22 protein-coding genes and 1 pseudogene are annotated in these 22,491 nt (G+C 67.8%); 8 read left to right on the top strand and 15 right to left on the bottom strand.

Features of this window, described 5'->3' with window-relative positions; translation table 11 throughout:
- Positions 1-10: 10 nt before the first annotated feature.
- From AC1DOQ_RS06650 to AC1DOQ_RS06635, 4 genes are read right to left on the bottom strand one after another with little or no spacing between them, the layout of a single operon-like run.
- On the bottom strand, positions 11-1,234 hold the full coding sequence (locus AC1DOQ_RS06650; protein ID WP_477361437.1) for a CaiB/BaiF CoA transferase family protein: 1,224 nt from the start codon (positions 1,232-1,234) through the stop codon (positions 11-13).
- Positions 1,235-1,247: 13 nt separating this feature from the next.
- Complete coding sequence (locus AC1DOQ_RS06645; protein ID WP_477361435.1) at positions 1,248-2,450, bottom strand: 3-oxoadipyl-CoA thiolase; 1,203 nt, start codon at positions 2,448-2,450, stop codon at positions 1,248-1,250.
- A gap of 16 nt (positions 2,451-2,466) precedes the next feature.
- Entirely contained in the window at positions 2,467-3,987 is a 1,521-nt protein-coding gene (locus AC1DOQ_RS06640) for a 3-hydroxyacyl-CoA dehydrogenase (RefSeq protein WP_477361433.1), read from the bottom strand.
- A 2-nt stretch (positions 3,988-3,989) separates the two neighbouring features.
- Positions 3,990-4,760 carry an enoyl-CoA hydratase gene (locus AC1DOQ_RS06635; RefSeq protein ID WP_477361431.1) on the bottom strand — a complete coding sequence of 257 codons (771 nt, stop codon included), beginning with the start codon at positions 4,758-4,760 and terminating at the stop codon, positions 3,990-3,992.
- Between the two features lie 255 nt (positions 4,761-5,015).
- Here AC1DOQ_RS06635 and AC1DOQ_RS06630 point away from each other — a divergent pair, with 255 nt between their 5' ends.
- Genes AC1DOQ_RS06630 through AC1DOQ_RS06615 form a run of 4 tightly spaced genes read left to right on the top strand, consistent with a single transcriptional unit; the run spans position 5,016 to position 8,984 of the window.
- A complete protein-coding gene (locus AC1DOQ_RS06630; protein WP_477361429.1) occupies positions 5,016-5,837 on the top strand; it encodes an IclR family transcriptional regulator in 822 nt (273 codons plus the stop codon).
- Between the two features lie 20 nt (positions 5,838-5,857).
- Positions 5,858-7,012: an acyl-CoA dehydrogenase family protein gene (locus AC1DOQ_RS06625; RefSeq protein WP_477361427.1), complete on the top strand. Its 1,155-nt coding sequence runs from the start codon at positions 5,858-5,860 to the stop codon at positions 7,010-7,012.
- A 32-nt stretch (positions 7,013-7,044) separates the two neighbouring features.
- Positions 7,045-8,310: an MFS transporter gene (locus AC1DOQ_RS06620; RefSeq protein WP_477361425.1), complete on the top strand. Its 1,266-nt coding sequence runs from the start codon at positions 7,045-7,047 to the stop codon at positions 8,308-8,310.
- Positions 8,311-8,330: 20 nt separating this feature from the next.
- Positions 8,331-8,984, top strand: a complete 654-nt coding sequence (locus AC1DOQ_RS06615) for a flavin reductase family protein (RefSeq protein ID WP_477361423.1) — start codon at positions 8,331-8,333, stop codon at positions 8,982-8,984.
- 7 nt (positions 8,985-8,991) lie between these two features.
- On the opposite strand, the gene AC1DOQ_RS06610 is transcribed toward AC1DOQ_RS06615, so the two are convergent.
- A complete protein-coding gene (locus tag AC1DOQ_RS06610; RefSeq protein ID WP_477361421.1) occupies positions 8,992-9,354 on the bottom strand; it encodes a DUF4870 family protein in 363 nt (120 codons plus the stop codon).
- A gap of 58 nt (positions 9,355-9,412) precedes the next feature.
- On the bottom strand, positions 9,413-9,856 hold the full coding sequence (gene trxC / locus AC1DOQ_RS06605) for a thioredoxin TrxC (protein WP_477361420.1): 444 nt from the start codon (positions 9,854-9,856) through the stop codon (positions 9,413-9,415).
- 91 nt (positions 9,857-9,947) lie between these two features.
- On the opposite strand from trxC, the gene AC1DOQ_RS06600 reads away from it, so the two are divergent.
- Genes AC1DOQ_RS06600 through AC1DOQ_RS06590 form a run of 3 tightly spaced genes read left to right on the top strand, consistent with a single transcriptional unit; the run spans position 9,948 to position 11,933 of the window.
- Complete coding sequence (locus AC1DOQ_RS06600) at positions 9,948-10,715, top strand: DUF72 domain-containing protein (protein ID WP_477361418.1); 768 nt, start codon at positions 9,948-9,950, stop codon at positions 10,713-10,715.
- Between the two features lie 20 nt (positions 10,716-10,735).
- Positions 10,736-11,473, top strand: coding sequence for a Mut7-C RNAse domain-containing protein (locus tag AC1DOQ_RS06595; protein WP_477361416.1), 738 nt, complete (start codon positions 10,736-10,738; stop codon positions 11,471-11,473).
- A 55-nt stretch (positions 11,474-11,528) separates the two neighbouring features.
- A complete protein-coding gene (locus AC1DOQ_RS06590) occupies positions 11,529-11,933 on the top strand; it encodes a hypothetical protein (RefSeq protein WP_477361414.1) in 405 nt (134 codons plus the stop codon).
- On the opposite strand, the pseudogene AC1DOQ_RS06585 reads toward AC1DOQ_RS06590, so the two are convergent.
- A pseudogene (locus AC1DOQ_RS06585) lies at positions 11,910-12,455 on the bottom strand (ATP-binding cassette domain-containing protein); the annotation flags it as partial. The gene AC1DOQ_RS06590 and the pseudogene AC1DOQ_RS06585 overlap by 24 nt on opposite strands.
- Before the next feature lie 100 nt (positions 12,456-12,555).
- Positions 12,556-13,707 (bottom strand): hypothetical protein, encoded by a 1,152-nt coding sequence (locus AC1DOQ_RS06580; protein ID WP_477361412.1) that lies wholly within the window; start codon positions 13,705-13,707, stop codon positions 12,556-12,558.
- Between the two features lie 135 nt (positions 13,708-13,842).
- Between AC1DOQ_RS06580 and AC1DOQ_RS06575 the strand changes: the two genes are divergently transcribed.
- Positions 13,843-15,042, top strand: coding sequence for a glycerate kinase (locus tag AC1DOQ_RS06575; protein ID WP_477361410.1), 1,200 nt, complete (start codon positions 13,843-13,845; stop codon positions 15,040-15,042).
- Here AC1DOQ_RS06575 and AC1DOQ_RS06570 read toward each other — a convergent pair.
- The 7 genes from AC1DOQ_RS06570 to AC1DOQ_RS06540 all read right to left on the bottom strand — a co-directional run bounded on the left by AC1DOQ_RS06570 (position 14,964) and on the right by AC1DOQ_RS06540 (position 22,289).
- Positions 14,964-15,920, bottom strand: coding sequence for a D-alanine--D-alanine ligase (locus AC1DOQ_RS06570; protein WP_477361408.1), 957 nt, complete (start codon positions 15,918-15,920; stop codon positions 14,964-14,966). The two genes, AC1DOQ_RS06575 and AC1DOQ_RS06570, sit on opposite strands and share 79 nt — an antisense overlap.
- Entirely contained in the window at positions 15,917-16,501 is a 585-nt protein-coding gene (rrtA, locus tag AC1DOQ_RS06565; RefSeq protein WP_477361406.1) for a rhombosortase, read from the bottom strand. The genes AC1DOQ_RS06570 and rrtA overlap by 4 nt, the downstream gene beginning before the upstream one ends.
- A complete protein-coding gene (rhlP, locus tag AC1DOQ_RS06560; protein WP_477361404.1) occupies positions 16,494-17,324 on the bottom strand; it encodes a rhombotarget lipoprotein in 831 nt (276 codons plus the stop codon). The genes rrtA and rhlP overlap by 8 nt, the downstream gene beginning before the upstream one ends.
- A 127-nt stretch (positions 17,325-17,451) precedes the next feature.
- Positions 17,452-18,180, bottom strand: coding sequence for an ABC transporter ATP-binding protein (locus AC1DOQ_RS06555; RefSeq protein ID WP_477361402.1), 729 nt, complete (start codon positions 18,178-18,180; stop codon positions 17,452-17,454).
- A 14-nt stretch (positions 18,181-18,194) separates the two neighbouring features.
- Positions 18,195-20,159: a branched-chain amino acid ABC transporter ATP-binding protein/permease gene (locus AC1DOQ_RS06550; protein ID WP_477361400.1), complete on the bottom strand. Its 1,965-nt coding sequence runs from the start codon at positions 20,157-20,159 to the stop codon at positions 18,195-18,197.
- Between the two features lie 3 nt (positions 20,160-20,162).
- A complete protein-coding gene (locus tag AC1DOQ_RS06545; RefSeq protein WP_477361398.1) occupies positions 20,163-21,053 on the bottom strand; it encodes a branched-chain amino acid ABC transporter permease in 891 nt (296 codons plus the stop codon).
- Positions 21,054-21,134: 81 nt separating this feature from the next.
- A complete protein-coding gene (locus AC1DOQ_RS06540; RefSeq protein ID WP_477361396.1) occupies positions 21,135-22,289 on the bottom strand; it encodes an ABC transporter substrate-binding protein in 1,155 nt (384 codons plus the stop codon).
- Positions 22,290-22,491 lie beyond the last annotated feature (202 nt).

Below are 22,491 nucleotides of genomic sequence, written 5' to 3'. Positions count from 1 at the left end.
ATATTGATTCTCAGACGATGCCCTTGTCGTGCAGGGCCGCGATCTCGCCCTCGGACAGGCCGCCCAGCGTCGACAGAATGTCCTGCGTGTGCTGGCCGAGCGTCGGCGGGGCGCTCCTGTATTCGATCGGCGTCGCCGAGAACTTGATCGGGTTCGCCACCGAGGGCACCGTGCCTGCCTGCGGATGCGGCAGCTCCAGCTTCATCTTGCGGTGCTTGACCTGCGGATGTTCGAAGGTCTGGGCGATGTCGTTGATCGGCCCGGCCGGCACGCCGGCGGTTTCCAGCCGCGCGACCCATTCGGCCGTGGTGCGGCCCAGCAGCACTTCCTCGAGCATCGGCACCAGGATCTCGCGGTTGCGCACCCGGTTGTTGTTGGTCGCGAAGCGCTCGTCGGTGGCGAATTGCGGACAGCCGGCGATCGTGCAGAACTTGGCGAACTGGCGATCGTTCCCGACCGCCAGCACCATGTGGCCGTCGCGGGTGCGGAACACCTGGTAGGGCACGATGTTCGCATGCGCATTGCCCTGGCGCTTGGGAACCTTGCCGGACACCAGGTAGTTCATGTTCATGTTCGCCATCGCGGCAACCTGCACGTCCAGCAGGGCCATGTCGATGTACTGGCCTTCGCCGGTCTTGTGGCGGTGTTCCAGCGCGGCGAGGATGGCGACGCTGGAATACATGCCGGTCATCAGGTCGGAAAAGGCCACGCCCAGTTTCTGCGGGCCGCCGCCCGGCAGGTCGTCGCGCTCGCCGGTGATGCTCATCAGGCCGCCCATGCCCTGGACGATGAAGTCGTAGCCGGCAAAGCCCGACATCGGACCATCCTGGCCGAAGCCCGTCACCGAGCAGTAGACCAGGCGCGGATTCAGCGCCTTCAGGTCTTCGTAGGACAGGCCGTAGCGCGCCATGTCGCCGACCTTGTAGTTCTCGATGAAGACGTCGCTCTCCATCGCCAGCTTGCGCACGATGGCCTGGCCCTCGGCTGTCGAGATGTCGAGGGTGACCGACTTCTTGCCGCGGTTGGTGGACAGGAAGTAGGCCGACTCGCGGGTATCCCGGCCGTCCTGGTCCTTCAGGTAGGGTGGACCCCAGGCGCGGGTATCGTCGCCGCTGCCGGGACGTTCGATCTTGATCACCTCGGCCCCGAGGTCGGCCAGCATCTGGCAGGCCCAGGGACCGGCGAGGACGCGCGTCAGGTCGAGGACGCGGATGTGTGACAGTGCTCCAGACATGCTGCTCTCCAGGTCAGACTCGTTCGATGACGACGGCCAGGCCCTGGCCGACGCCGATGCACAGGCTGACGACGGCGTAGCGGCCGTTGCGGCGCTGCAGTTCGCGGGCCGCGCTCAGGACCAGGCGGGCACCGGAGGCGCCGAGCGGGTGGCCGATGGCGATCGCGCCGCCGTTCGGATTCACGCGCGGGTCGTCGAAGGATACATCAAGCATCTTCAGGCAGCCGAGCACCTGGGCGGCGAAGGCTTCGTTGATCTCGATGACGTCCATGTCGGCCAGGGTCAGGCCGGCGCGCTCCAGTGCCTTCGGGATGGCGTAGGCCGGGCCCAGGCCCATCACGCGCGGCTCGACGCCGGCGGCGGCGCCGGCCAGGATGCGTGCCACCGGCTTGACGCCGGCCTTGTCGCCGGCCGTGCGGTTGCCGATGAGGAGGGCGGCGGCGCCGTCGTTCAGGCTGGAGGCATTGCCGGCGGTGACCACGCCGCCTTCCTGCAGCACTTTCAGCTTCGCCAGGGACTCCATGGTCGATTCCGGACGCGGCTGCTCGTCGTCGGCGACGATGCGCGGCGGCGTCTTCTTCCCGGTCGGGACCTCCACCGGCATGATCTCGCCGGCGAAGAAGCCGTCCGCCAGCGCGGCGGCATAGCGGGACTGGGAGAGGGCGGCGAAGCGGTCGCTGTCCTCGCGGCTCAGGCCGAGGTCTTCGGCCACGTTGTCCGCGGTTTCCGGCATGGTGTCGCCGCCGAATTCCCTGGTGATGCGCGGGTTCGGGAAGCGCGCGCCGAGGGCCGAGTCAAAGACCTTGAATTCGCGTCCGAAGGCGGACTCGCTCTTGGCCACCACGAAGGGCGCGCGGCTCATGCTTTCGACGCCGCCGGCCACATACAGCTCGCCTTCGCCGCTGGTGATGGCGCGCGCGGCGTCGAGCACGGCCGCCAGGCCGCTGGAGCACAGGCGGTTGACGGTCTGGCCGGGCACCGTGTGCGGCAGGCCGGACAGCAGCACCGCATGGCGCGCAATGTTGCGGCTGTCCTCGCCGGCCTGGCCGGCGCAGCCGAGGATCACGTCCTCGATGCTGGCCGGGTCGAAGGGCGACTCGTCGACCAGTTTGCGGATGACGGAAGCGACCAGGTCGTCGGGACGGACCGGGGCCAGGGCGCCGGCGAGGCGGCCGAACGGGGTGCGCAGGCCGGAGTAGATGTAAGCGTCGAGCATGATAGTCCTTGATTGATCAGTTTTCCGGGGTCAGCAGCGAAACGCCCAGCAGGGCGCGGCGTTTCAGCCACGGACTCGGGCGATAGCGGGGATCGCGGTAGAAGTCGAACAGGCCGTCCAGGATGCGCAGCACGGTGGCGGCGCCGAGCGCATCGCCGAGCGCCAGCGGTCCTTTCGGGTAGCCGAGGCCCAGGGTCACCGCCTTGTCGATGTCTTCCGGACTGGCGATGCCTTGCTGGGCGATGTCGGCGCCGATGTTGACGATGGTGGCGAGCACGCGCTGGCATACCATGCCGGCGCTGTCGCGGATTCTTGATACCGGCGTGCCGTCGGCGGCGAACAGCGCGTGGGCGGCGTCGCCGAAGGCGGCATCGGTCAGCGGCGTGGTCATCAGGGTGCGGCGGCCATCGATGAACAGCGGGTCGAGCGCCACGGTGCGGGCCGGATCCAGGCGCGCGGCCACGGCCAGGCTGGTCGCGTCCTGGCCCACCGGCAGTACGAGGCACAGCGAATCCCCGGTCGGCCGCTCGCCGCGGTCGCGCGTCGCGCCCAGCGCGTCCAGCAGGCGGTCGACCGCCGGCCAGGCGTCCGCATCGGCGGCACCCAGCCACACCGGGACATCGCTGCGCGGCGGCACCGCAACGGCCGAAGCGTCCTGCTTCAGGCCGTCCTGGTAGACATAGAAGCCGCGGCCGCTCTTGCGGCCCAGCAGGCCGGCTGCCAGGCGCTGGCGCGCGATCGGCGAGGGACGGAAGCGCGGCTCCTGGTAGTACTGGCCGTAGATCGATTCCATCACCGGCTGCGAGACGTCCAGGCCGGTCAGGTCCAGCAGCTCGAAGGGCCCCATGCGGAAGCCCGCGGCCTCGCGCAGGATGCGGTCCAGTTCCGGATGCGGGGCGATGTTCTCGCCGAGGATACGCAGCGATTCGGTAAGGTAGCCGCGGCCCGCATGGTTGACGATGAAGCCGGGCGTGTCGCTGGCGCGCACCGGCGTATGGCCCATGCGGCGGGCGATGGCGGTCAGGCGCTCGGGCACGCCGGCATCGGTCAGCGGACCGGCGATCACCTCGACGATCTTCATCAGCGGCACGGGGCTGAAGAAGTGGAATCCGGCGACGCGGCCCGGCGCCTTGCACACGGCGGCGATGGACGTCACCGACAGCGAGGAGGTATTGGTGGCGAGGATGCAGCCGGCGGAGACCACGGCTTCGAGCTGGCGGAACAGCTCCTGCTTGGCGTCCAGCTTTTCGACGATGGCTTCGACCACGGCGGTGCAGGATGCCAGGCCGTCGAGCGATGCGGCCACCGACAGGCGGGCGCCGGCGTCCAGCGCGTCCTGGGCGGAGATCTTGCCCTTGTCGGCCAGCTTCCGCAGGGTGGCCGCGATGGCGTCGCGCGCTTCCTCGGCCGCACCCGGGCGGGTGTCGTGCAGGATGACGGGCATCCCGCCCTGGGCGGAAATCTGGGCGATGCCGCGGCCCATCAGGCCGCAGCCGACGATGCCGATCGCCTCGGGGCTGTGTTCAATCGTGCTCATTCTTATTGTCCGGTATAGGAGGGTTTGCGTTTCTCGAAGAAGGCGCGCATGCCTTCCTTCTGGTCCTGGCTGGCGAACAGCAGGTGGAAGGCCTTCCGCTCCAGCATCAGCGCGGCCTCCAGCGAGGCGTCCTGGCCGGCCAGCAGCACTTCCTTGATCTGGCTGGCGGCCAGCGGCGGCATCGCGGCAATGGTGCGCGCCAGTTCCAGCGCGCGTTCCTGCACCTTCGCATCCTCGACCACCTCGCTGGCCAGGCCCGCCGCCAAGGCTTCGCGGCCCGACATCGCTGCGCCGGTCAGCAGCATCTTCATCGCCTGGAACTTGCCGATGGCGCGGGTCAGGCGCTGGGTGCCGCCGGCACCCGGCATGATGCCGACCCTGATTTCCGGCTGGGCGAAGGAAGCGTTCTCGCCCGCCACGATGATGTCGGCATGCATGGCCAGCTCGCAGCCGCCACCCCAGGCATAGCCGTTGACGGCGGCGATCACCGGCTTCGGGCAGCCGGCGATGGCCTGCCACAGGCGCTGCACCTGGCGCAGGTGCATGTCGATCGCCGTGGCCTCGGCGATGTCGCGCAGGTCGGCGCCCGCCGCGAACACCTGGTCGCCGCCCGTCAGGACGATGCAGCGGATGGCCGGGTCCTGGCCGAGGGCGCCGAAGTGTTCGGCCAGCTGCTTGCGCACGCTCTGGTTGAGCGCGTTGCGGACGTCGGGACGGTGGATGCGCAGGCAGGCGATGCCCGGTTCGGGGTGGGAAAGGATGAGGTCGTTCATCGTGGTCTCGCTGGTTACCGCCGGTTCGCACAGCGGACCAGCGGTTCGAAAAATGAAGATGCGGCCCAGAATATGAAAAAATTCCCGGCTTGTAAAGCCTGAATCCACGCCTCGTATCAGAAAAATTGATCGCGGCTATACACGGTTCGCATAGCGGACCAACGGTTTGAAAATGCTTGACATCACGAGAATTGATATGACAGGATGAATTAAGACCCGGCAGCAGAAGCCGGCAAAACGAGAGGGAGACGGGGCATGAACATGGTGGATGACGGCAACGACATCGAGCAGTTCGACGACAAGGAAGAGGGCAAGGACCGGCAGTTCGTCACGGCCCTGGCCCGCGGCCTGGAACTGCTGCGCTGCTTCGGCGCCAAGGAGCGCGAGCTGGGCCTGACCGAGCTGGCGCGCCGCACGGCGATCCCGAAACCCACCGTGGCGCGCCTGGCCGGCACCCTCGCCAAGCTCGGCTACCTGGAACACATGGAAGCCGAGGGCCGCTACCGCCTCGGCGCCGGCGTGCTGGCGCTCGGCTACGGCATGCTGGCGCGGCTCGACGTGCGCGACGTCGCCCGCCCCATGATGCGCGAACTGGCCGAACGATCGCAGGCGTCGGTATCGATCGGCGTGCGCGACCGCCTGTCGATGGTGTACGTCGAGTCGATCCGCAGCAGCGCCTCGATCACCCTGCAGCGCGGCGTCGGCACCCGGCTGGCGCTGGCCACCACCGCCCTCGGGCGCGGCTACCTGGTCGGCCTGCCGGAGGCGGAGCGCGCCGCGCTGCTGGAACAGGTGCGTGCGAGCGTCGGCGACGACTGGGCGCGCCAGCAGGCCGGCGTCGAACAGGCGCTGCGCGACTATGCGGAGTACGGCTTCTGCATGTCGCTGGGCGAGTGGGACAAGGATGTCTACGGCGTCGGCGTGCCGTTCCGGGCCCCGGACGGCACCATGATGGCCTTCAACTGCGGCAAGCCCGCTTTCAAGTGCAGCCGCGAATACCTGCAGCACGAGCTCGGACCATCCCTGGTCGAACTGGTGCGCAAGGTCGGCGGCTCGATGGGACGAACCACGAACTGATTTGGAAAGTTGGAAAGAAGATGATACGCGACCAGGAAACCATGACTGTGCTGCTCGACACCCTATCCCGCTTCGTGCGGGAGCGGCTGGTGCCGGCGGAAAATGAAGTAGCGGAGACCGACCAGATCCCGCCCGACGTCGTCGACGACATGCGCGAGCTGGGCCTGTTCGGCCTTTGCATTCCCGAGGAATACGGCGGCCTTGGCCTGACGATGGAAGAGGAGGTGCTGGCCGCCTTCGAGATCGCGAAGACCTCGCCGGCCTTCCGCTCGCTGGTCGGCACCAACAACGGCATCGGCTCCCAGGGCCTGATCGTCGACGGCACCGAACAGCAGAAGCGCGACTACCTGCCGCGCCTGGCCTCGGGCGAACTGATCGCCTCGTTCGCGCTGACCGAACCGGGTTCCGGCTCGGACGCCGCCTCGCTGCGCACGACGGCGGTCCGCGACGGCGATTCCTACGTCATCAACGGCACCAAGCGCTTCATCACGAACGCGCCGGAAGCCGGCATCTTCACGGTGATGGCGCGCACCAACCCGGAGGTCAAGGGCGCGGGCGGCATCTCGGCCTTCATCGTCGAGAAGGGCACGCCGGGCGTCTTCATCGGCAAGACGGACAAGAAGATGGGCCAGAAGGGCGCGCACACCGCCGACGTCATCTTCGAGAACTGCCGCGTCCCGGCCGCCAACCTGATCGGCGGTAAAGAAGGCGTGGGCTTCAAGACCGCCATGAAGGTGCTCGACAAAGGCCGCCTGCACATCGCCGCGATCTGCGTCGGCGTGGCCGAGCGCATGCTGGACGATGCCCTGCGCTATGCGGTCGAACGCCAGCAGTTCGGCAAGGCGATCGCCGACTTCCAGCTGATCCAGGCCATGCTGGCCGACAGCAAGGCCGAGATCTACGCGGCCCGTTCGATGGTGCTGGATGCCGCGCGCCGCCGCGACAACAAGGAAGACATTTCGACCGAAGCCGCCTGCTGCAAGATGTTCGCGTCCGAGATGTGCGGCCGCGTCGCCGACCGCGCGGTGCAGATCCACGGCGGTGCCGGCTACGTGTCGGAATACGCGATCGAGCGCTTCTACCGCGACGTACGCCTGTTCCGCATCTACGAGGGCACGACCCAGATCCAGCAACTGGTCATCGCGCGCAACATGATCCGCGCCGTGCAGGCATAAGCAAGCAAGACAGCAAGACAATTGGAGGAGACATGGAAGTAGCAGCAAACCGCGCGGTCATTGCCGCGGCAAACAAAAACACATGGAAGATCGTCTTTGTCTTCGCCTTCCTGGCGCTGATGATCGACGGCGCCGACCTGATGTTCCTGTCCTATAGCCTGGGCAGCCTGACCAAGGAGTTCGGCCTGACCAAGGTGCAGGCGGGCACGCTCGGCACGGTCACGCTGGTGGGCATGGCCCTCGGCGGCATCTTCGGCGGCTGGGCCGCCGACCGCTTCGGCCGGGTGCGCACGGTCGTCTGGACGATCATGCTGTTTTCGGTGGGTACCGCGGTGCTCGGCGCCACCCACAACTTCGAACAGTTCGCCCTGTTCCGCTTCATCGCCTCGGTCGGGCTGGGCGCGGTCTACGTGGTGTCGAACACCCTGATGGCCGAGTACGTGCCCACCGAACGCCGTACCACGGTGCTGGGCAGCCTGCAGGCCGGCTGGTCGGTCGGTTACGTGGTGGCGACCCTGCTGGCCAGCTGGATCCTGCCGACCTATGGCTGGCGCTGGCTGTTCTACATCGCCATCATCCCGGTGGTGCTGGCCGTGCTGATGCAGCGCGTGGTGCCGGAACCGGCCGCCTGGATCGCCTCGCGCCAGAAGCTGGCCGCGGACAAGGCAGCCGGCACGCGCACCGGCGGCAAGCCGGCCGGCGCGATGAAGCTGATCTTCTCGAATCCGGCCCACCGCCGCATGTTCATCCTGTGGTCGCTGGCCGCCGGCTTCCTGCAGTTCGGCTACTACGGCGTCAACAACTGGATGCCGACCTACCTGGAAAAAGAACTGCACATGAACTTCAAGGCGATGACCGGCTATATGGTCGGCACCTACGTCGCCATGATCCTCGGGAAGATCGTCGCCGGCTGGCTGGCCGACCGCTTCGGCCGCCGCGCCATCTTCGCCTTCGGCGCCCTCGGCACCGCGGTGTTCCTGCCGCTGATCGTGCTCTACAACACGCCGGACAATATCGTCTACCTGCTGACCATCTTCGGCTTCCTGTACGGGATTCCGTATGGCGTGAACGCGACCTACATGACCGAGAGCTTCGAGACCACGATCCGCGGTTCGGCCGTCGGCGGCGCCTACAACGTCGGCCGCGTCGGCGCGGCGATCGCACCGGCCTGCATCGGCTACCTGGCCACCAACGGCTCGATCGGCCTCGGCTTCCTGGTGATGGGCGCGGCCTACTTCCTGTGCGGGATCGTGCCGGCGCTGTTCATCAAGGAAAAGCTGTACGACCCGCAGCAGTAATCAATCATCGACAGGCCATCATGACCATTTCGCTTTCCGCCGCCGACTTCCAGCCGACCGAGATGTACTTCCTGCTGCGCGACTCCGTCGTGCCGCGCCCGATCGCCTGGGTGTCGACGGTGTCGGCCGAGGGCGTGCCGAACATCGCGCCCTTCAGCTTCTTCAACGTGGTGTCGCCGTCGCCGCCGATGCTGGGCTTCAGCTGCGGACCGCGCGGCGACAACCACGCCGGCGAATGGGTGCCGAAGGACACCTACGCCAACATCGTGGCCACCCGCGAGTTCGTGGTCAACATCGTGCCGGAACAGCTGATGGACGAGATGGTCAAGACGGCCGCCGACCTGGCGCCCGGCGACAGCGAATTCCGCTACGCCGGCCTGGCCGAGGCGCCCAGCAGCATCGTGAAGGCGCCGCGCGTGGCCGGCGCCCCGGTCGCCTACGAATGCAAGCTGCACGATATCCTCGACATGGGCGCCAACAAGTGGATCATGGGGAGCGTGCAGCATGTGCATATCGACGAGGCGGTGTACACCGGCCGCAAGGGCGAACAGGATCACCGCATCGACCTGCTGGAGCAGACCGGCACGCGGCCGGTGGGACGCCTTGGCCGCGCCTACTACGTGCGGCTGCGGGAACTGGAGGCCCGCCTGCGCAGGGACGGGCCGAACAACTGAACCGGGATTACATCGGCATCGGCCGGTTGTTGTTCAGGTCGAGGAAGCCGCGGATGATGCGGTAGGCCATCCAGAGCCAGGCACCGGCGCCGACCAGCCAGGCCAGCGGAATCCCGATGATGGTGATCGCCAGCACGAAGGCCGCGATCATCGCCGCCACGTACCACCAGAACGAGCGGATCATCCAGGTGTGGTGGGAATAGACGATGGTGCCGGCGGTGTCCGGACGCCTGACGTAGTTGACGATCAGGACGATGATGTTCAGCAGCCCGAGCGAAAAGAAGAAGGTCGCGGCATGGGCGAGATACAGGATGCGGGCGAACTGTTTCGCATCCTCGACACCGCGTTCGTAGACGAGTTCCTGGGACATGGCGTCCTCCTTTGATGAGTTGGTGACGTCGTGAAGCCGACGATAGCGGATCGCGCGCTCAGGCGGCGCGCGCCCGGGATTGTACCCAAGAAATAATACTGCCGGCATCCATCGCCCCGGCCTGGCGCGCGATCTCCTGGCCGCCCTGGAACAGCGCAATGGTAGGAATGCTGCGGATGCCATAGCGGCCCGCCAGGTCCTGCGAGGCCTCGGTATCCACCTTCAGCAGGCGTACCCGCGGCTCCAGGCGGCCGGCGGCCTGGGCATAGGCAGGCGCCATCATGCGGCAGGGTCCGCACCAGGCGGCCCAGAAATCGACCAGCACCGGAATGTCGTTGCGGCCGATGTGGCGGGTGAAGCGTTCGCTGCTCACGTCCAGCGGTTTGCCTTCGAACAGCGCTTTCGTGCATTTCCCGCAGACGGGTTGGTCGGCGAGGCGCTCGCTGGCGACGCGGTTGATGGCGTCGCAATGCGGACAGACGATATGCAAGGGATCGGTCATGGGGTTTCTCCTGCGAAGTCGATGGGCGATTGTTCATATTGTAATGCCGGCCGTGCGACGCGTGCCCGCACTCCCGGCATAGAATCTGCCCATGAGCGAAACCCCAGCACCCACTAGCGCCGGCGGCGCGCGCCTGATCGGCTGCGCCGGCTGGAGCCTGCACAAGGACGTGGCGCCCGACTTTCCCGAAGAAGGCAGCCACCTCGAGCGTTACGCGGCCGTCTTCCCCGCGGTCGAGATCAACTCCTCCTTCTACCGGCCGCACCAGCCGCAAACCTACGCCCGCTGGGCCGACAGCGTGCCGCCCGGTTTCCGCTTCGCCGTCAAGCTGCCGAAGTCGATCAGCCATGAAGCCCGCCTGCGCGACGCCGACGAGCTGCTCGACCGCTTTGCCGGCGAGGTCAATCACCTGGGCGCGAAGCTCGGCTGCATCCTGGTCCAGTTGCCGCCGAAGGGCGTGTTCGACGAAGAGGCGGCGCGCGACTTCCTGCCGCGCCTGCGCGCAAGGGTCGGCTGCATGCTGGCGCTGGAGGCGCGCCATCCGACCTGGTTTTCCGACGCCGCCACCGCCGTCCTGCGCGAACACGGCGTGACCCGCGTGATGGCCGATCCGCCGGCCGGCCAGCCCGGACCGCACGTGCCGACCACGGAGGCCAGCTATATCCGCCTGCACGGTACGCCAAGGGTCTACTACTCCAGCTATCCGCCGGAATTCCTGGGCGAAGTCGAGCGTCGCATCGCGCTGCTGACGGCCGGCGGCGCCGACTGCTGGTGCATATTCGATAACACGGCGGCTTTCGCGGCGGTGCCGAACGCCCTCGAGGTGCTGCGCGCGCTGCAGCCGGCCATGAGCGAGTGAACGAGTGAGCAGGTGAACCGATGGTCTGCGCCACCTTCCGCTTCTACGGCGAGTTGAACGACTTCCTGCCGCGCGAGCGCAAGGGGCGCGACATCACGGCCCCATGCGCGCGCATGGCCACCACCAAGCACATGATCGAAGCCCTCGGCGTGCCGCACACCGAGGTCGAGCTGGTGCTGGTGAACGGCGAGAACGCCGGCCTCGACCTGCTGCTGGAAGAGGGCGACCGGGTCGCCGTCTACCCGCACTTCACGCGCTTCGACGTCAGCGACCTGAGGCCGGCGCCATTGCTGCCGCCGGGACGGATCCGCTTCGTGGCCGACGCCCACCTCGGCGGCCTCGCCCGCCTCTTGCGAATGGCCGGGTTCGACACCATCTACGACAACGGCTTGGGCGGCGACCAGGTCGAGGCGCTGGCGGCGGACCAGGAACGCGTGGTGCTGACGCGCGATCGCGAACTGCTCAAGCGCCGCGGCATCGACCATGGCTGCTATGTGCGCGCCCAGCGGCCCGAAGCCCAGCTGCGCGACCTGTTCGAGCACCTCGGGCTGGCCGAGCGCGCGCGTCCGTTCACGCGCTGCCTGCATGACAACGCGCCGCTGCGCAGCGTCGCCAAGGCCGAGGTGCTGGACCGCCTGCCGCCCCAGGTCGCGGCGACCCAGGACGAATTCAATACCTGCGACCTGTGCGGGCGGGTCTACTGGAAAGGCTCGCACTGGCAGCGCATGCGCGCCGTACTGGCGCGCGCCRCACAATGAATGAGCCCGACCCTGAGGTACACTATGACGATCCTTTGCCAGCCAGCGTGAGAGCATGTTGCAACAGGTAAGCTTCCCACTCCGTACTGAATGTCCGCCAGGCGCCTGCGTCTGCGAGCGCGAGCGCCTGCTCGTCGAGCCCGGCGCCGACTTGCGCCCCCTGCGCCTGACGCGCATGGAAGAGCAGAAGCTGATCGACCGGATCGAGAACATCTCGAGCTACGATGAGCTCCAGCGCCTGCGGGAGAAGATTCGTGCCAACCTCGGCGTCGAGCTCAAGATCGTGCCCGGCCCGAACGAGGTGCGCACCCTGCGCGGCATCGTCATCCTGCTGGAAGACCGGCCGGGCCTGTGCAAGAAGGTCAGGCAGTCGATCCCGGCGGCGATCCGCAAGGTGCTCGACCGCCATCCCGAAATCACCTGGGCCATCCTCGACTCACACGACCTGTTCGGCATGTAGGGCCAGCGCCTCGAATTCGACGAGCTTCGCGCCCAGCGCGCGGGCGAAGTCCTGGTCGTGGGTCGAGACCAGCACCACCGCATCCCGGCCCTTTGCCGCCAGCAGCTCGATCAGCAGGGCGCGCGCACTCGCATCCAGTCCGTTCGACGGCTCGTCGAACAGCAGCACCGCCGGCTCGCCGATCCAGGCGGCGGCGATCATCAGCTTCTTCTGCGTGCCGAGCGACATGTCGCCGCAGCGCGTGTCCAGGTGGCGCGCCAGGCCGAAGCGCTCGACGATGTCCAGCACCGCCGCCGATACCTCGCAAGCCTTGGCCCAGGCGACGAAGGCCAGCAGTTCGCGGCCCGTCATGAAGGGATAGACGGGGCACTCGTCCGGCGCATAGGCGAGGCGGGCCTTGGCGGCGGCCGGGTCGGCCTGCAGGTCGATGCCGGCGATCCAGACCGTGCCGCCGTCCGGCTCTTCGATCCCGGCCAGCACCCGCAGCAAGGTCGACTTGCCGATGCCGTTCGGCCCGCGCAGCGCATGCACGCCGGGGGAAAAGCTGTGGCGCAGGCCCCGCAGGACCTGCCGGGCGCCGTAGGACTTGCTGATCCCTTCGAAACGCAGCATGTTTTCTCTCCTAGGTCAGGCAGGCGATCGTCGCTGCGCACCAGCAACCGGTGAGCAGGGTGGCAAGGACCACGGCATGGCGCTCGCTGAACACGGCCGGCGCGCGCAGGGCGCACAGCAGCAGGGCGTACGAGGCCGCACCCGCCAGTGCGCGCAGGGCCGGTACGCCGGCGGCGATCGCCAGCGCCGCCAGGGCGCCCAGGAAAGGCAGGGCGCAGGCCAGGACGGCGGCAAGATCGAAGCGCCGGTGCCAGTGCCGCGCCAGCGGCAATGCGCCGGTAAAGCCGATGCCGGCGCGGTGGCCCATCTGCAGGCCGCGGAACAGGCCGCCGAAGGTCAGCGCGACCAGGGCCTGGGCGATCAGGACCGTGGCGAAGCTGCGGCCGTCGCCGTCGAACAGCAGCACCAGGCCGAGCGCGGCGCCGGCAATCGCGGCCGCGACCAGCGCCTTGGTCAGGGTCTCGTCGCGGCGTTCGCGAACCAGGATCGTGAGCGGGACTTGCAGTGCCGGCGCATGGCGACCGGCCAGCATGCGCAGCAGCGAGGCCGGCCAGGCCAGCATGGGAATGTGGATCCGGGCGGGCCGGCGGCGCGGCCGGCGCCATGGTCCGAAAACGAGGGCGGAGGCGGTCACGGCGCCGACCAGTAGCGCGGCCAGGGGCAGCAGCGGCCTGCCCTGGCTGGCGGCCAGCACCAGCGCGCCCGCAGTCACGCCGGCCCATGCGCCAAGCCGTCGTTCGAGCACGGCCAGTTGCGCCGCCAGCGCCAGCAGGACCACGTCGATGAGCAGGAGCTGGCGCCCCGCCGCGGCCCCATGGGCCGCCACGACGATGAGGGCGGCGCCGGCGATCACCAGCAGCGGCGTATCGGCCAGCACCAGCACGGCGAGGTCGACCCGGCGCCGCTGGCGCGGAGAGAAGGGCAGGGAAGCCGCGTAGGCCATGAAGGCGCCGCCCACGATCCGCCTGCGCTGCATGCCCGCCCAGGCCGCGCAGGCCAGCAGCAGGACCATCAGGTAGGCGAAGCGCCAGGGGATGCCATGTCCCGGCGCGAGCAGGCCGAGCAGGGGACGCGCGAACATCGCCAGATTGTCCATCGGCGTGGTGCCGGCCGCCGAGGCCACGCCGACGATCAGCGCCAGGGCCTGCCAGCGCCGCAGCAACAGGCGTGCCGTACTGATGGCGTACCAGCGCAGGCGTAGACGGAGCAGGCGAGCGGCAATGATGGCGGTGTCCCAAAAGTTTGTCGATCGATTATGGCCTATACTCGAAGGAAACGCCATCAGCCAGGAGACCCCGTGAAGATCGTCATTGCCCCGGATTCGTTCAAGGAAAGCCTGTCCGCGCTGCAGGTGGCCGAGGCCATCGAGGCCGGCCTGCGCGAGGTCTTCGCGGACGCCGACATCGTCAAGCTGCCGGTGGCCGACGGCGGTGAGGGCACGGTACAGGCGATGATCGACGCCACCGGCGGCCGCCGGGTCGAGCTCAAGGCCACCGGGCCGCTGGGCGAGCAGGTCGATGCCTTCTATGGCCTGGCTTCCTCGGCGGACGGCGGCGCGCCGCTGGCCGTGATCGAGATGGCCGCCGCCAGCGGGCTCGAACTGGTGCCGCCGGAACGCCGCGATGCCCTGCGCGCCACCAGCCGCGGCACCGGGGAACTGATCCTGCACGCGCTGGATGCCGGCGTGCGCCGCTTCGTGCTCGGCGTCGGCGGCAGTGCGACCAACGACGGCGGGGCCGGCATGCTGCAGGCGCTCGGCGTGCGCCTGTTGGACGCCGGCGGCGCGGAGGTCGGTCCGGGCGGCGCCGGGCTGGCGCGGCTGGCCCGCATCGACGCTTCAAGGCTGGACCCGCGCGTGAAGGACGGCGAATTCCAGATCGCCTGCGACGTCAGCAATCCGCTGACCGGGCCGAACGGCGCTTCCGCCATCTTCGGGCCGCAGAAGGGCGCGACGCCGGAGATGGTTGCGCAACTCGATGCCAGCCTGGCGAACTACGGCCGCCTCATCGTGCGCGACCTCGGCCAGGACGTGGCCGGCATGCCGGGCGCCGGCGCCGGCGGCGGCATCGGCGCGGCGATGGTGGTGTTCCTGGGCGGCCGCCTGCGCCCCGGCATCGAGATCATCGCCGAGGCGGTCGGGCTGGAGCAGGCGGTGCGCGATGCCGATCTCGTGATCACGGGGGAAGGGCGGATCGACGGCCAGAGCGTCAGCGGCAAGACGCCGGTCGGGGTGGCGCGGGTGGCGAAGCGCTTCGGCAAGCCGGTGATCGCGATCGGCGGCGGGCTGGCGCGGGATGCCTCGGCCGTGTATGTGCACGGTATCGACGCGGTGTTCGCGGCGGTGTGCCGGCCGTGCACCGTGCAGGAGGCGCTGGCCGAGGCGCGCGAGAACCTGCGTTCGGCCGCGCGCAATGTGGCTCAGGCGCTGCGGCTGGGGGCCGGACTTCCGCCCTTGAGCCTTGCGGTCCCCAGGATGGCGACGCACATATCCGCATAATCCATCCCGGCTGCGCGGCCGGCCATCGGCACCAGCGAATGACCGGTCATGCCGGGCGCGGTGTTCGCCTCGATCAGGAAGGGGCGCATGTCTTCCGTGCGCAGCATCAGGTCGATGCGCGCCCAGCCTTCGCAGCCGATGGCGTGGTAGGCGTCGAGCGCGATGCGCTGGATGTCCGCGGCCAGGGCGGCGTCGAGCGGCGCCGGGCAATGGTAGCGGGCGGCGTCGGTGAAGTACTTGTCCTGGTAGTTGTAGCAGCCGCCCGGCGCCACGATTTCGAGGATGGGCAGCGCACGCGCTTCCTTGCCGCGGCCAAGGATCGCCACGGTGAGTTCGCGCCCGTCGACGAACTGCTCGACCAGTACCTCGTCGTCGTAGCGCGCCGCGGCGTCGACGGCCGCACGCAGCTCGGCGACGGTTTGCGCTTTGCCGATGCCGATGGTCGAGCCTTCGTGCGGCGGCTTGGCGATCAGCGGCAGGCCGAGTTCCGCCACCAGGGTGTCGAGGTCGCCGCCGGGGGTGACGCTGGCGTATCCCGGTGTCGGCAGGCCGTGCTGGAGCCAGATCTTCTTGGTCGTGATCTTGTCCATCGCGATACTGCTGGCCATGACGCCGCTGCCCGTATAGGGAATGCCCAGCAGCTCCAGCGCGCCCTGGATGACGCCGTCCTCGCCATGGCGGCCGTGCAGGGCGATGAACACGCGGTCGTAGCCTTGTGCCTCCAGTTCGGCCAGGCCCCGGGTGGCGGGATCGAAGGGATGGGCGTCGACGCCGCGGCCGCGCAAGGCTTCCAGGATGCCGGTACCGGACAGGATCGATATCTTGCGTTCGGCCGAGCTTCCGCCCATCAGTACGCCGACTTTGCCGAATGAATTCATGATGTCACCTCTCGGTTTGTGTTTTGTTGGTATAAAGCGGCCGCGCATCCGCCCAGCAGCGCGCCCAGCACGTGGGCCTGCCAGGCCACGGCCACGCCCGCAGGCAGGTCGGTGAATGCAGCCATGTTCGCGGAGGCTTCCCACAGCGTCTTGCTGGCCAGCGCGAGCGCGGCGCAGACGAGCACCGGTCGGCCGCCCGGATAGCGGTCCCAGGCCAGCACCCCGCCCAGCACCGCGCTGAGCACGCCCAGGCCGGAAGCGCCGCGGTACTCGTGCATCGCCGGCGCCAGCACCAATAGGCCGAGCGACAGCAGCAAGGCGCCGCCGCCCAGCACCAGCGCAAAGCGCCGCGCGCCGATCAGCGGCTCGGCCAGCATGCCCAATGCAAGCAGGGCCAGCACATCGGCGCCCGCATGCGAGGCCGAGAAATGCACGAGGTGGCCGCTCCACAGGCGCCACAGCTCGCCGTGCAGGATGGCGGCGCGCTCCCAGGCGAGCCAGGACGCCGCCGGCTCGCCCGCGCAGGCCAGCAGCAGGCAGACGGCGGCAAGCGCCAGCGAGACGGGTGCGGTCCTAAGCACGGCGGCGCACGACCTGGAAAGCCGCGCCGGCGAGCAGCAGGGCCGCCGTCCAGCCGAATCCGCCGGCGCCGCGTCCGCCGCGGTATCCTTCTCCGCGCTCGACCTGGATGCCCGGATCCGATTTCGCCCGTTCCTTGAAGCTCGCCAGCTGCATCTGCAGCGCCGGAATCATCCGGTCGACCGCCTGCACATAACCGTCCGATTGCGCGCCGCGCACCTCCCTGCTGTAGCCGGCGAGGGTGGACGATCCCTTCACCTGGCTCATGCCCGGCGCGCGGAACAGCAGCTTGCGGCTGCGGACATCGAACACGGCGGCATCGACCATGGTCTGCACGTCGTACTGGTCGCCCTTGATCAGGTAGGCGCCGACCACGGTCCAGTACAGCACCGCCATCCGGTTGGTGTCGTTGAAGCGGATCTGGTCATACGACACCAGCGCGATCACATCGACGTTGAACATGCGCGCCACCTGGTCGAGGTTGTCGAAGCCGCCGCGCGGGCGCAGGTAGGCGCCCGGGATGACCTCGATGCTGCCGATGTAGTCGTATTCCGAGAACGCGGCCTTGACCTTCTCGAGCAGCTGCATCTGCTCGGCGTCCTGCGGCGCGCCGCGTCCGCCGCCCGGCACGAAAGCGATGCCGACGCGCACCGGCAGGCGCAGTCTGGTGACGGTCGGCTCCATCTTCGGCGGCTCTTTCGCGTTCGGATAGAGGTAGTCGACGATGCTGCCGGCCTGGCGCTCGCCGGTGTGCTGGAACATCGATGCGCAGCCGCCCAGCGCGAGCAGGGCGACGACGCAGAGGAGGGTCTTCAAGCGGTTCATGCATGCCTTTCAGTGGAGGCCGGGCGGCCGACCGAGGCATCATGACAGTGCTTGAAGTTCAATCAAATCGAAAAACGCTGAGCGCCGGAAGGCGCGACCGCCGGTATCGTGGCGCGCTACCGTGGCCTCAATGCGCCTGCCCACCCCCCAGATAAGCGGCCACCACCTTCGGATCGCTCTTCAAATCCGCCGCCGGCCCGTGCACGGCAATACTGCCATTCTCCAGCACATAACCGTAGTCGGCCACGTTCAAGGCAGCCTGCGCAAACTGCTCCACCAGCAGCATGGTCACGCCCTCGGATTTCAGCCGCGCGATGATGCGGAAGACCTCGTCGACCAGGATCGGCGCCAGGCCCATCGACGGTTCGTCGAGCAGCACGACGTCCGGATTCAGCATGACGGCGCGCGCCATCGCCAGCATCTGCTGCTCGCCGCCGGACAGGGTGCCGGCCAGCTGGGTGCGGCGCTCCTTCAGGCGCGGGAAGAGTTCGAGCGCGCGTTCGAGATCGTGCTGGATGTCGCCTTTCGGGCGCGCCCGCGTGAAGCGCGGGAAGGCGCCCAGCAGCAGGTTGTCGGTCACGCTCATGGTGGCGAACACGCGCCGGCCCTCGGGCGAGTGGGCCAGGCCGGCACGCGCGATGCGGTGCGAGTCGAGGCCGGTGATGTCGCGGCCGTCGAGCTGCACGCTGCCGCTCTTCGGCTTGATCATGCCGGAGATGGCGCGCATGGTGGTGGTCTTGCCGGCGCCGTTGCTGCCGATGAGGGTCACCAGCTTGCCCTTCGGGACCTCGAGCGAAATGCCGTGCAGGACTTCGACCTTGCCGTAGGCGGCGTGCAGGTTCTGGATCGATAGCATCTTGGCTTGTCCTCTCAATGTGCGGCGGCTTGCGGCGGCGCCTCTGCTGCGCCGCCCAGGTAGGCCTCGATGACCTTCGGATCGGACTGCACCGTGGCCGGCGTGCCTTCGGCGATCTTCTGGCCGAAGTCGAGCACCGTCACGGTGTCCGAGATCGACATCACGACATCCATGTGGTGCTCGATCAGCACGATCGTGATGCCGTGGTCGCGGATCTTGCGGATGATCGCCATCAGCTCGCGGATGTCGGGCGCAGTCAGGCCGGCCGCCGGTTCGTCCAGCAGCAGCAGGCGCGGATCCAGCGCCAGCGCGCGGCCGATCTCCAGCAGGCGCTGCTTGCCGTAGGGAAGATTGCGCGCTTCTTCCATCGCCAGGTCGGACAGGCCGATGAATTCGAGGATGGCCGCCGCGCGCACGCGGGCCGCCGCTTCCTCCCGCTTGTAGCGCGGGGTGCTCAGCATGGCGTCGCCCACCGTCGAACGGAAACTGTGGTGCAGGCCGACCAGCACGTTCTCGGTGGCGGTCATCTCGCCGAACAGCTGCACGTTCTGGAAGGTGCGGGCGATGCCGCCCAGCGCGATCTGCGAGGGCGTGCGGCCGGTGATGGCGTGGCCGGCGAACACGACGCCGCCGGCGGTCGGTTTGTAGATGCCGGTCAGGACGTTCATCATCGTGCTCTTGCCCGAGCCGTTCGGGCCGATCAGGCCGTGCACCGAGCCGCGCGTCACGTTCAGGTCGACCTGGTTCAGCGCCTTCAGGCCGCCGAACTGCATCAGCACGTGCTCCACGCGCAGCAGTTCGCCGCCTGCGGCGCCGGCTTCCGCACCCGCCCCGGATGCCCGTACGCCGGCGAACGGATCGGCCTCGCCCGCGCCCTGGACCGCGGCGACGTGGACGCGGCCGCGTCCGAACAGGCTCTTGAAGAAGCCGACGATCCCGTCCTGCAGATAGTAGACGACGAACAGGGTCATCAGGCCGAAGATGGTCAGGCGCCAGTCAACCATGCTGTCCAGCTTGTAGGCGACGACGGCCATTGCAACGGTCGCCACCACCGGCACCGCGGCGCGCGATATGGTGGTGCGGCGCCTGGCCAGCATCAGCGCGGCGATGATGACGGCGGCGACGGCGGCCGTGATCGCGATCTTGCGGAACACCTCGATGTCGGACAGGAGGCTGGGCAGCATGACCACGATGGTGGCGCCGATCAGCGAGCCGAGGCGGCTCTTGCGGCCGCCCATGATCACCGCCAGCAGGAACAGGATGGTCAGCTCGAAGTTGTAGCTGTTCGGCGAGATATACTGCTCCGAATAGGCGTACAGGCCGCCGGCCAGGCCCGCGAAGCCGGCGCTGATCACGAAGGCGTAGACTTTATAGCGGTACACCGACACGCCCATGCAGTCCGAGGCGATCGGGCTGTCGCGCAGGGCTTCGAAGGCGCGGCCGACGTGGGAGCGCAGCAGCCGGTGCACCAGCAGCAGGGACAGGAACATGAAGCCGGCCACCGCATAGTAGTACTGGACCTCGGTCAGCTCGGTGCCCATCACGGTGGGCTTCTGCAGCTGGATGCCGAGCGGGCCTTCGGTCAGGAAGGTCATCTCGTTGATCAGGATCTGCACGATGGTGCCGAAGGCCAGCGTCACCATCGCCAGGTAGGGACCGGTCACGCGCAGGGCCGGCAGGGCGAGGATCACGCCGAACAGGGCGCAGCCGATCACGCTGGCGGGAAGGGTCACGTACCAGGGCATGGCCAGCTTCAGCACCAGCACGCCGGTGATGTAGGAGCCGATCCCGAACAGGCCGGCGTGGCCCAGCGAGACCTGGCCGGTATAGCCGACCACGATGTCCAGGCCGTACAGCAGGATGGCGTAGATCAGGATGGTTTCGGCCAGGTGGACGTAGTAGGGATTCGTGAACAGCAGCGGGTAGGCGGCGACCAGGACGATGCCCAGCGCGACGGCGGTGGCGAGTTTTTTGTTCATGCTTTATACCTTCTTGATCGCGGCCTTGCCGAACAGGCCGGACGGCTTCACGGCCAGCACCAGCAGCAGGAGCACCAGACCCGGCACTTCCTTGTAGCCGGTCGACAGGTAGAAGCCGGTGGCGGTTTCGGCGATGCCGAGGATGATGCCGCCGACGATCGCGCCCATGCCGGAGGTGAGGCCGCCGATGATCGCCACCGCGAAGGCCTTCAGGCCCAGCGAGGCGCCCATCGTGGCGCTCGTCAGCGTGAGCGGCGCGATCAGGGCGCCGGCGAAGGCCGCCGTGGCCGAGGACAGCGCATACGAGAAGGTGATCACCATGCGCGTGTTGATGCCCATGAGGCCGGCCGCGTCGCGGTCGTTGGCGGTGGCGACCACCGCCTTGCCGTAGATCGACTTGCGGTTGAAGATCTCGACCGCCAGCATGATGGCGACGGCGCCGACGATGACCGCCACCTGCATCGGCTGCACGTTCGCGCCCAGCACCGTGAAGGGCTCGGACGACAGCGGCGAGGGGAAGGGCAGCACGTCCTTGCCCCAGATATTCTCGGCCACGTTCTTGAAGATGATGGCCAGTGCGATGGTCGACATGATCCAGCCGAATTCGGACTTGATGCGGATTGCCGGGCGCACGCCGATCCATTCGACGAACATGCCCTGCAGGGCGCCGAACACCATCACCAGCGGGACCATCAGCCAGTAGCTGATGTACGGGCCGCCATGGATGGTCCCGACCAGGGACAGGCCGACCAGCGCCCCCAGCATCAGCGCCTCGCCCTGGCCGAAGTTCAGGGTGCCGGAAGTGGCGAAAGTGAGTTGATAGCCGAAGGCGATGACGGCATAGATCATGCCGAGCGCGATCCCGGAAAAGACCAGCTGGAGGAGGATGTCCATGTTTTACCCTAGTGACCGATACGTCTGCACGTCGTCCCCGCGCAGGCGGGGGCGACGGATAAGTGCGCTGGGTGCGCAGGCTTACTTCACCGGCACGACCCGGCCGTTCTGCACTTCGCCGAACTTGGTGTTCTCGAAGTTGATGGCCTCGTGGTCGGCGTGGCTATAGGGCTTGTTGTAGGTGGTGACCACGCCTTCGATCGGCGTCTTCAGGTTTTCCAGGGCGGCGGCGATCTTTGGTCCTTCGGTACTGCCGGCCTGCTGGATCGCGGCGGCCAGCAGGTAGATCGAGTCGTAGCCCTGGGCTGCCGACACCGCCGACGGCATGCGGCCGTTCGGCGGGTTGTAGGCTTTCACGTAGGCGTCGATGAAGGCCTTGCGCTTGGGCGTATCCGGGTTCTGGATGAAGGTCTGCGGCATGCGGGTGCCGTTGCCGTTGGCGCCGGCGTTGTCGATGAAGTTGGCCATGGCCAGGGTCCAGCTGCCGACGATCGGCACCTTCCAGCCCAGCTTCTGCATGCCATTGGCGATCTGCGCCAGTTCGGGGCCGATGCCGTAGGTGAGCACGACGTCGGCGCCGGCCTGCTTGGCGCGCAGCAGCTGGGCGGTCATGTCGACGTCGCCGATGTTGTACTTCTCGACCGAGACCGGCTTCACGTTCTTGGTTGCCAGGACCTTCTCGAGGTCTTCGCGGCCGAGCTGGCCGTAGTTGGTCGAATCGGCCAGGATCGCCGGCTTCTTGAAGCCGCGGCGGATCGCTTCCTCGGCGATCATGGTCGACTGGATGGTATCGTTGGCGGAGTTGCGGAAGACGTAGTTCTCGGGCTGGTTGGCGAACTGCTTGGTGACGATCGAGCCGGTGGCGACATTGTTCATCACCGGGATCCTGGCCTGCTGGTAGAAGCGCTGCGAAGCCAGGGCCACGCCGGTGTTGATGTAGCCGACGGTGGCGACCACCTTTTCCTTGTTGATCAGTTCCTGGGCGATCTGCACGCCGCGTTCCGGCTTGGCTTCGTCGTCGCGTTCGACCATCTGGAGCTGGCGGCCCAGCACGCCGCCCTTGGCATTGATTTCATTGACCGCCAGGCGGACGCCGTCGCGCATCGACACGCCCATCGGCGCCGAGCCGCCCGTAAAGGGGCCGGACACGCCGATCTTGATCGGCTCCGCCGCCATGCCCGACATCGAAAAACCCAGTGCTACACCTGCAACCAATGCTTTCAGTTTGAAATCCATTGCTGTCTCCGTAGTTGATTTTTATGCCGCACGCTGGCGCGCGCCGGGGCTGGCGCGGACCCACCGTCGAGCCATTCTAGGATAGCAATTGAGCAACAGCAAACGATTCATGTGACGCGATGCACCATGCGTCATTCATGCAAATGCGTAAGAAAAACGTAAGGAAGAGGGTGTATGGCGGGGCGAAAAAAAAGAGGCCGCA

It is taken from the genome of Massilia sp. 01N417 (assembly GCF_056399645.1).
The sequence above is the reverse complement of the archived record's forward strand: the minus strand, read 5'-3'. Positions and strand labels throughout refer to the sequence as shown.

Bases quoted from the DNA above. Each gene is read 5' to 3' on its own strand.
- AC1DOQ_RS06620 (WP_477361425.1), top strand. From the start codon at position 7,045: ATGGAAGTAGCAGCAAACCGCGCGGTCATTGCCGCGGCAAACAAAAAC.
- AC1DOQ_RS06635 (WP_477361431.1), bottom strand. From the start codon at position 4,760: ATGAACGACCTCATCCTTTCCCACCCCGAACCGGGCATCGCCTGCCTG.
- AC1DOQ_RS06545 (WP_477361398.1), bottom strand. From the start codon at position 21,053: ATGGACATCCTCCTCCAGCTGGTCTTTTCCGGGATCGCGCTCGGCATG.
- AC1DOQ_RS06640 (WP_477361433.1), bottom strand. From the start codon at position 3,987: ATGAGCACGATTGAACACAGCCCCGAGGCGATCGGCATCGTCGGCTGC.
- AC1DOQ_RS06630 (WP_477361429.1), top strand. From the start codon at position 5,016: ATGAACATGGTGGATGACGGCAACGACATCGAGCAGTTCGACGACAAG.
- AC1DOQ_RS06625 (WP_477361427.1), top strand. From the start codon at position 5,858: ATGATACGCGACCAGGAAACCATGACTGTGCTGCTCGACACCCTATCC.
- AC1DOQ_RS06600 (WP_477361418.1), top strand. From the start codon at position 9,948: ATGAGCGAAACCCCAGCACCCACTAGCGCCGGCGGCGCGCGCCTGATC.
- trxC (WP_477361420.1), bottom strand. From the start codon at position 9,856: ATGACCGATCCCTTGCATATCGTCTGTCCGCATTGCGACGCCATCAAC.
- AC1DOQ_RS06590 (WP_477361414.1), top strand. From the start codon at position 11,529: ATGTTGCAACAGGTAAGCTTCCCACTCCGTACTGAATGTCCGCCAGGC.
- AC1DOQ_RS06645 (WP_477361435.1), bottom strand. From the start codon at position 2,450: ATGCTCGACGCTTACATCTACTCCGGCCTGCGCACCCCGTTCGGCCGC.
- AC1DOQ_RS06610 (WP_477361421.1), bottom strand. From the start codon at position 9,354: ATGTCCCAGGAACTCGTCTACGAACGCGGTGTCGAGGATGCGAAACAG.
- AC1DOQ_RS06570 (WP_477361408.1), bottom strand. From the start codon at position 15,920: ATGAATTCATTCGGCAAAGTCGGCGTACTGATGGGCGGAAGCTCGGCC.
- AC1DOQ_RS06540 (WP_477361396.1), bottom strand. From the start codon at position 22,289: ATGGATTTCAAACTGAAAGCATTGGTTGCAGGTGTAGCACTGGGTTTT.
- AC1DOQ_RS06615 (WP_477361423.1), top strand. From the start codon at position 8,331: ATGACCATTTCGCTTTCCGCCGCCGACTTCCAGCCGACCGAGATGTAC.
- AC1DOQ_RS06650 (WP_477361437.1), bottom strand. From the start codon at position 1,234: ATGTCTGGAGCACTGTCACACATCCGCGTCCTCGACCTGACGCGCGTC.
- rhlP (WP_477361404.1), bottom strand. From the start codon at position 17,324: ATGAACCGCTTGAAGACCCTCCTCTGCGTCGTCGCCCTGCTCGCGCTG.
- AC1DOQ_RS06555 (WP_477361402.1), bottom strand. From the start codon at position 18,180: ATGCTATCGATCCAGAACCTGCACGCCGCCTACGGCAAGGTCGAAGTC.
- AC1DOQ_RS06550 (WP_477361400.1), bottom strand. From the start codon at position 20,159: ATGAACAAAAAACTCGCCACCGCCGTCGCGCTGGGCATCGTCCTGGTC.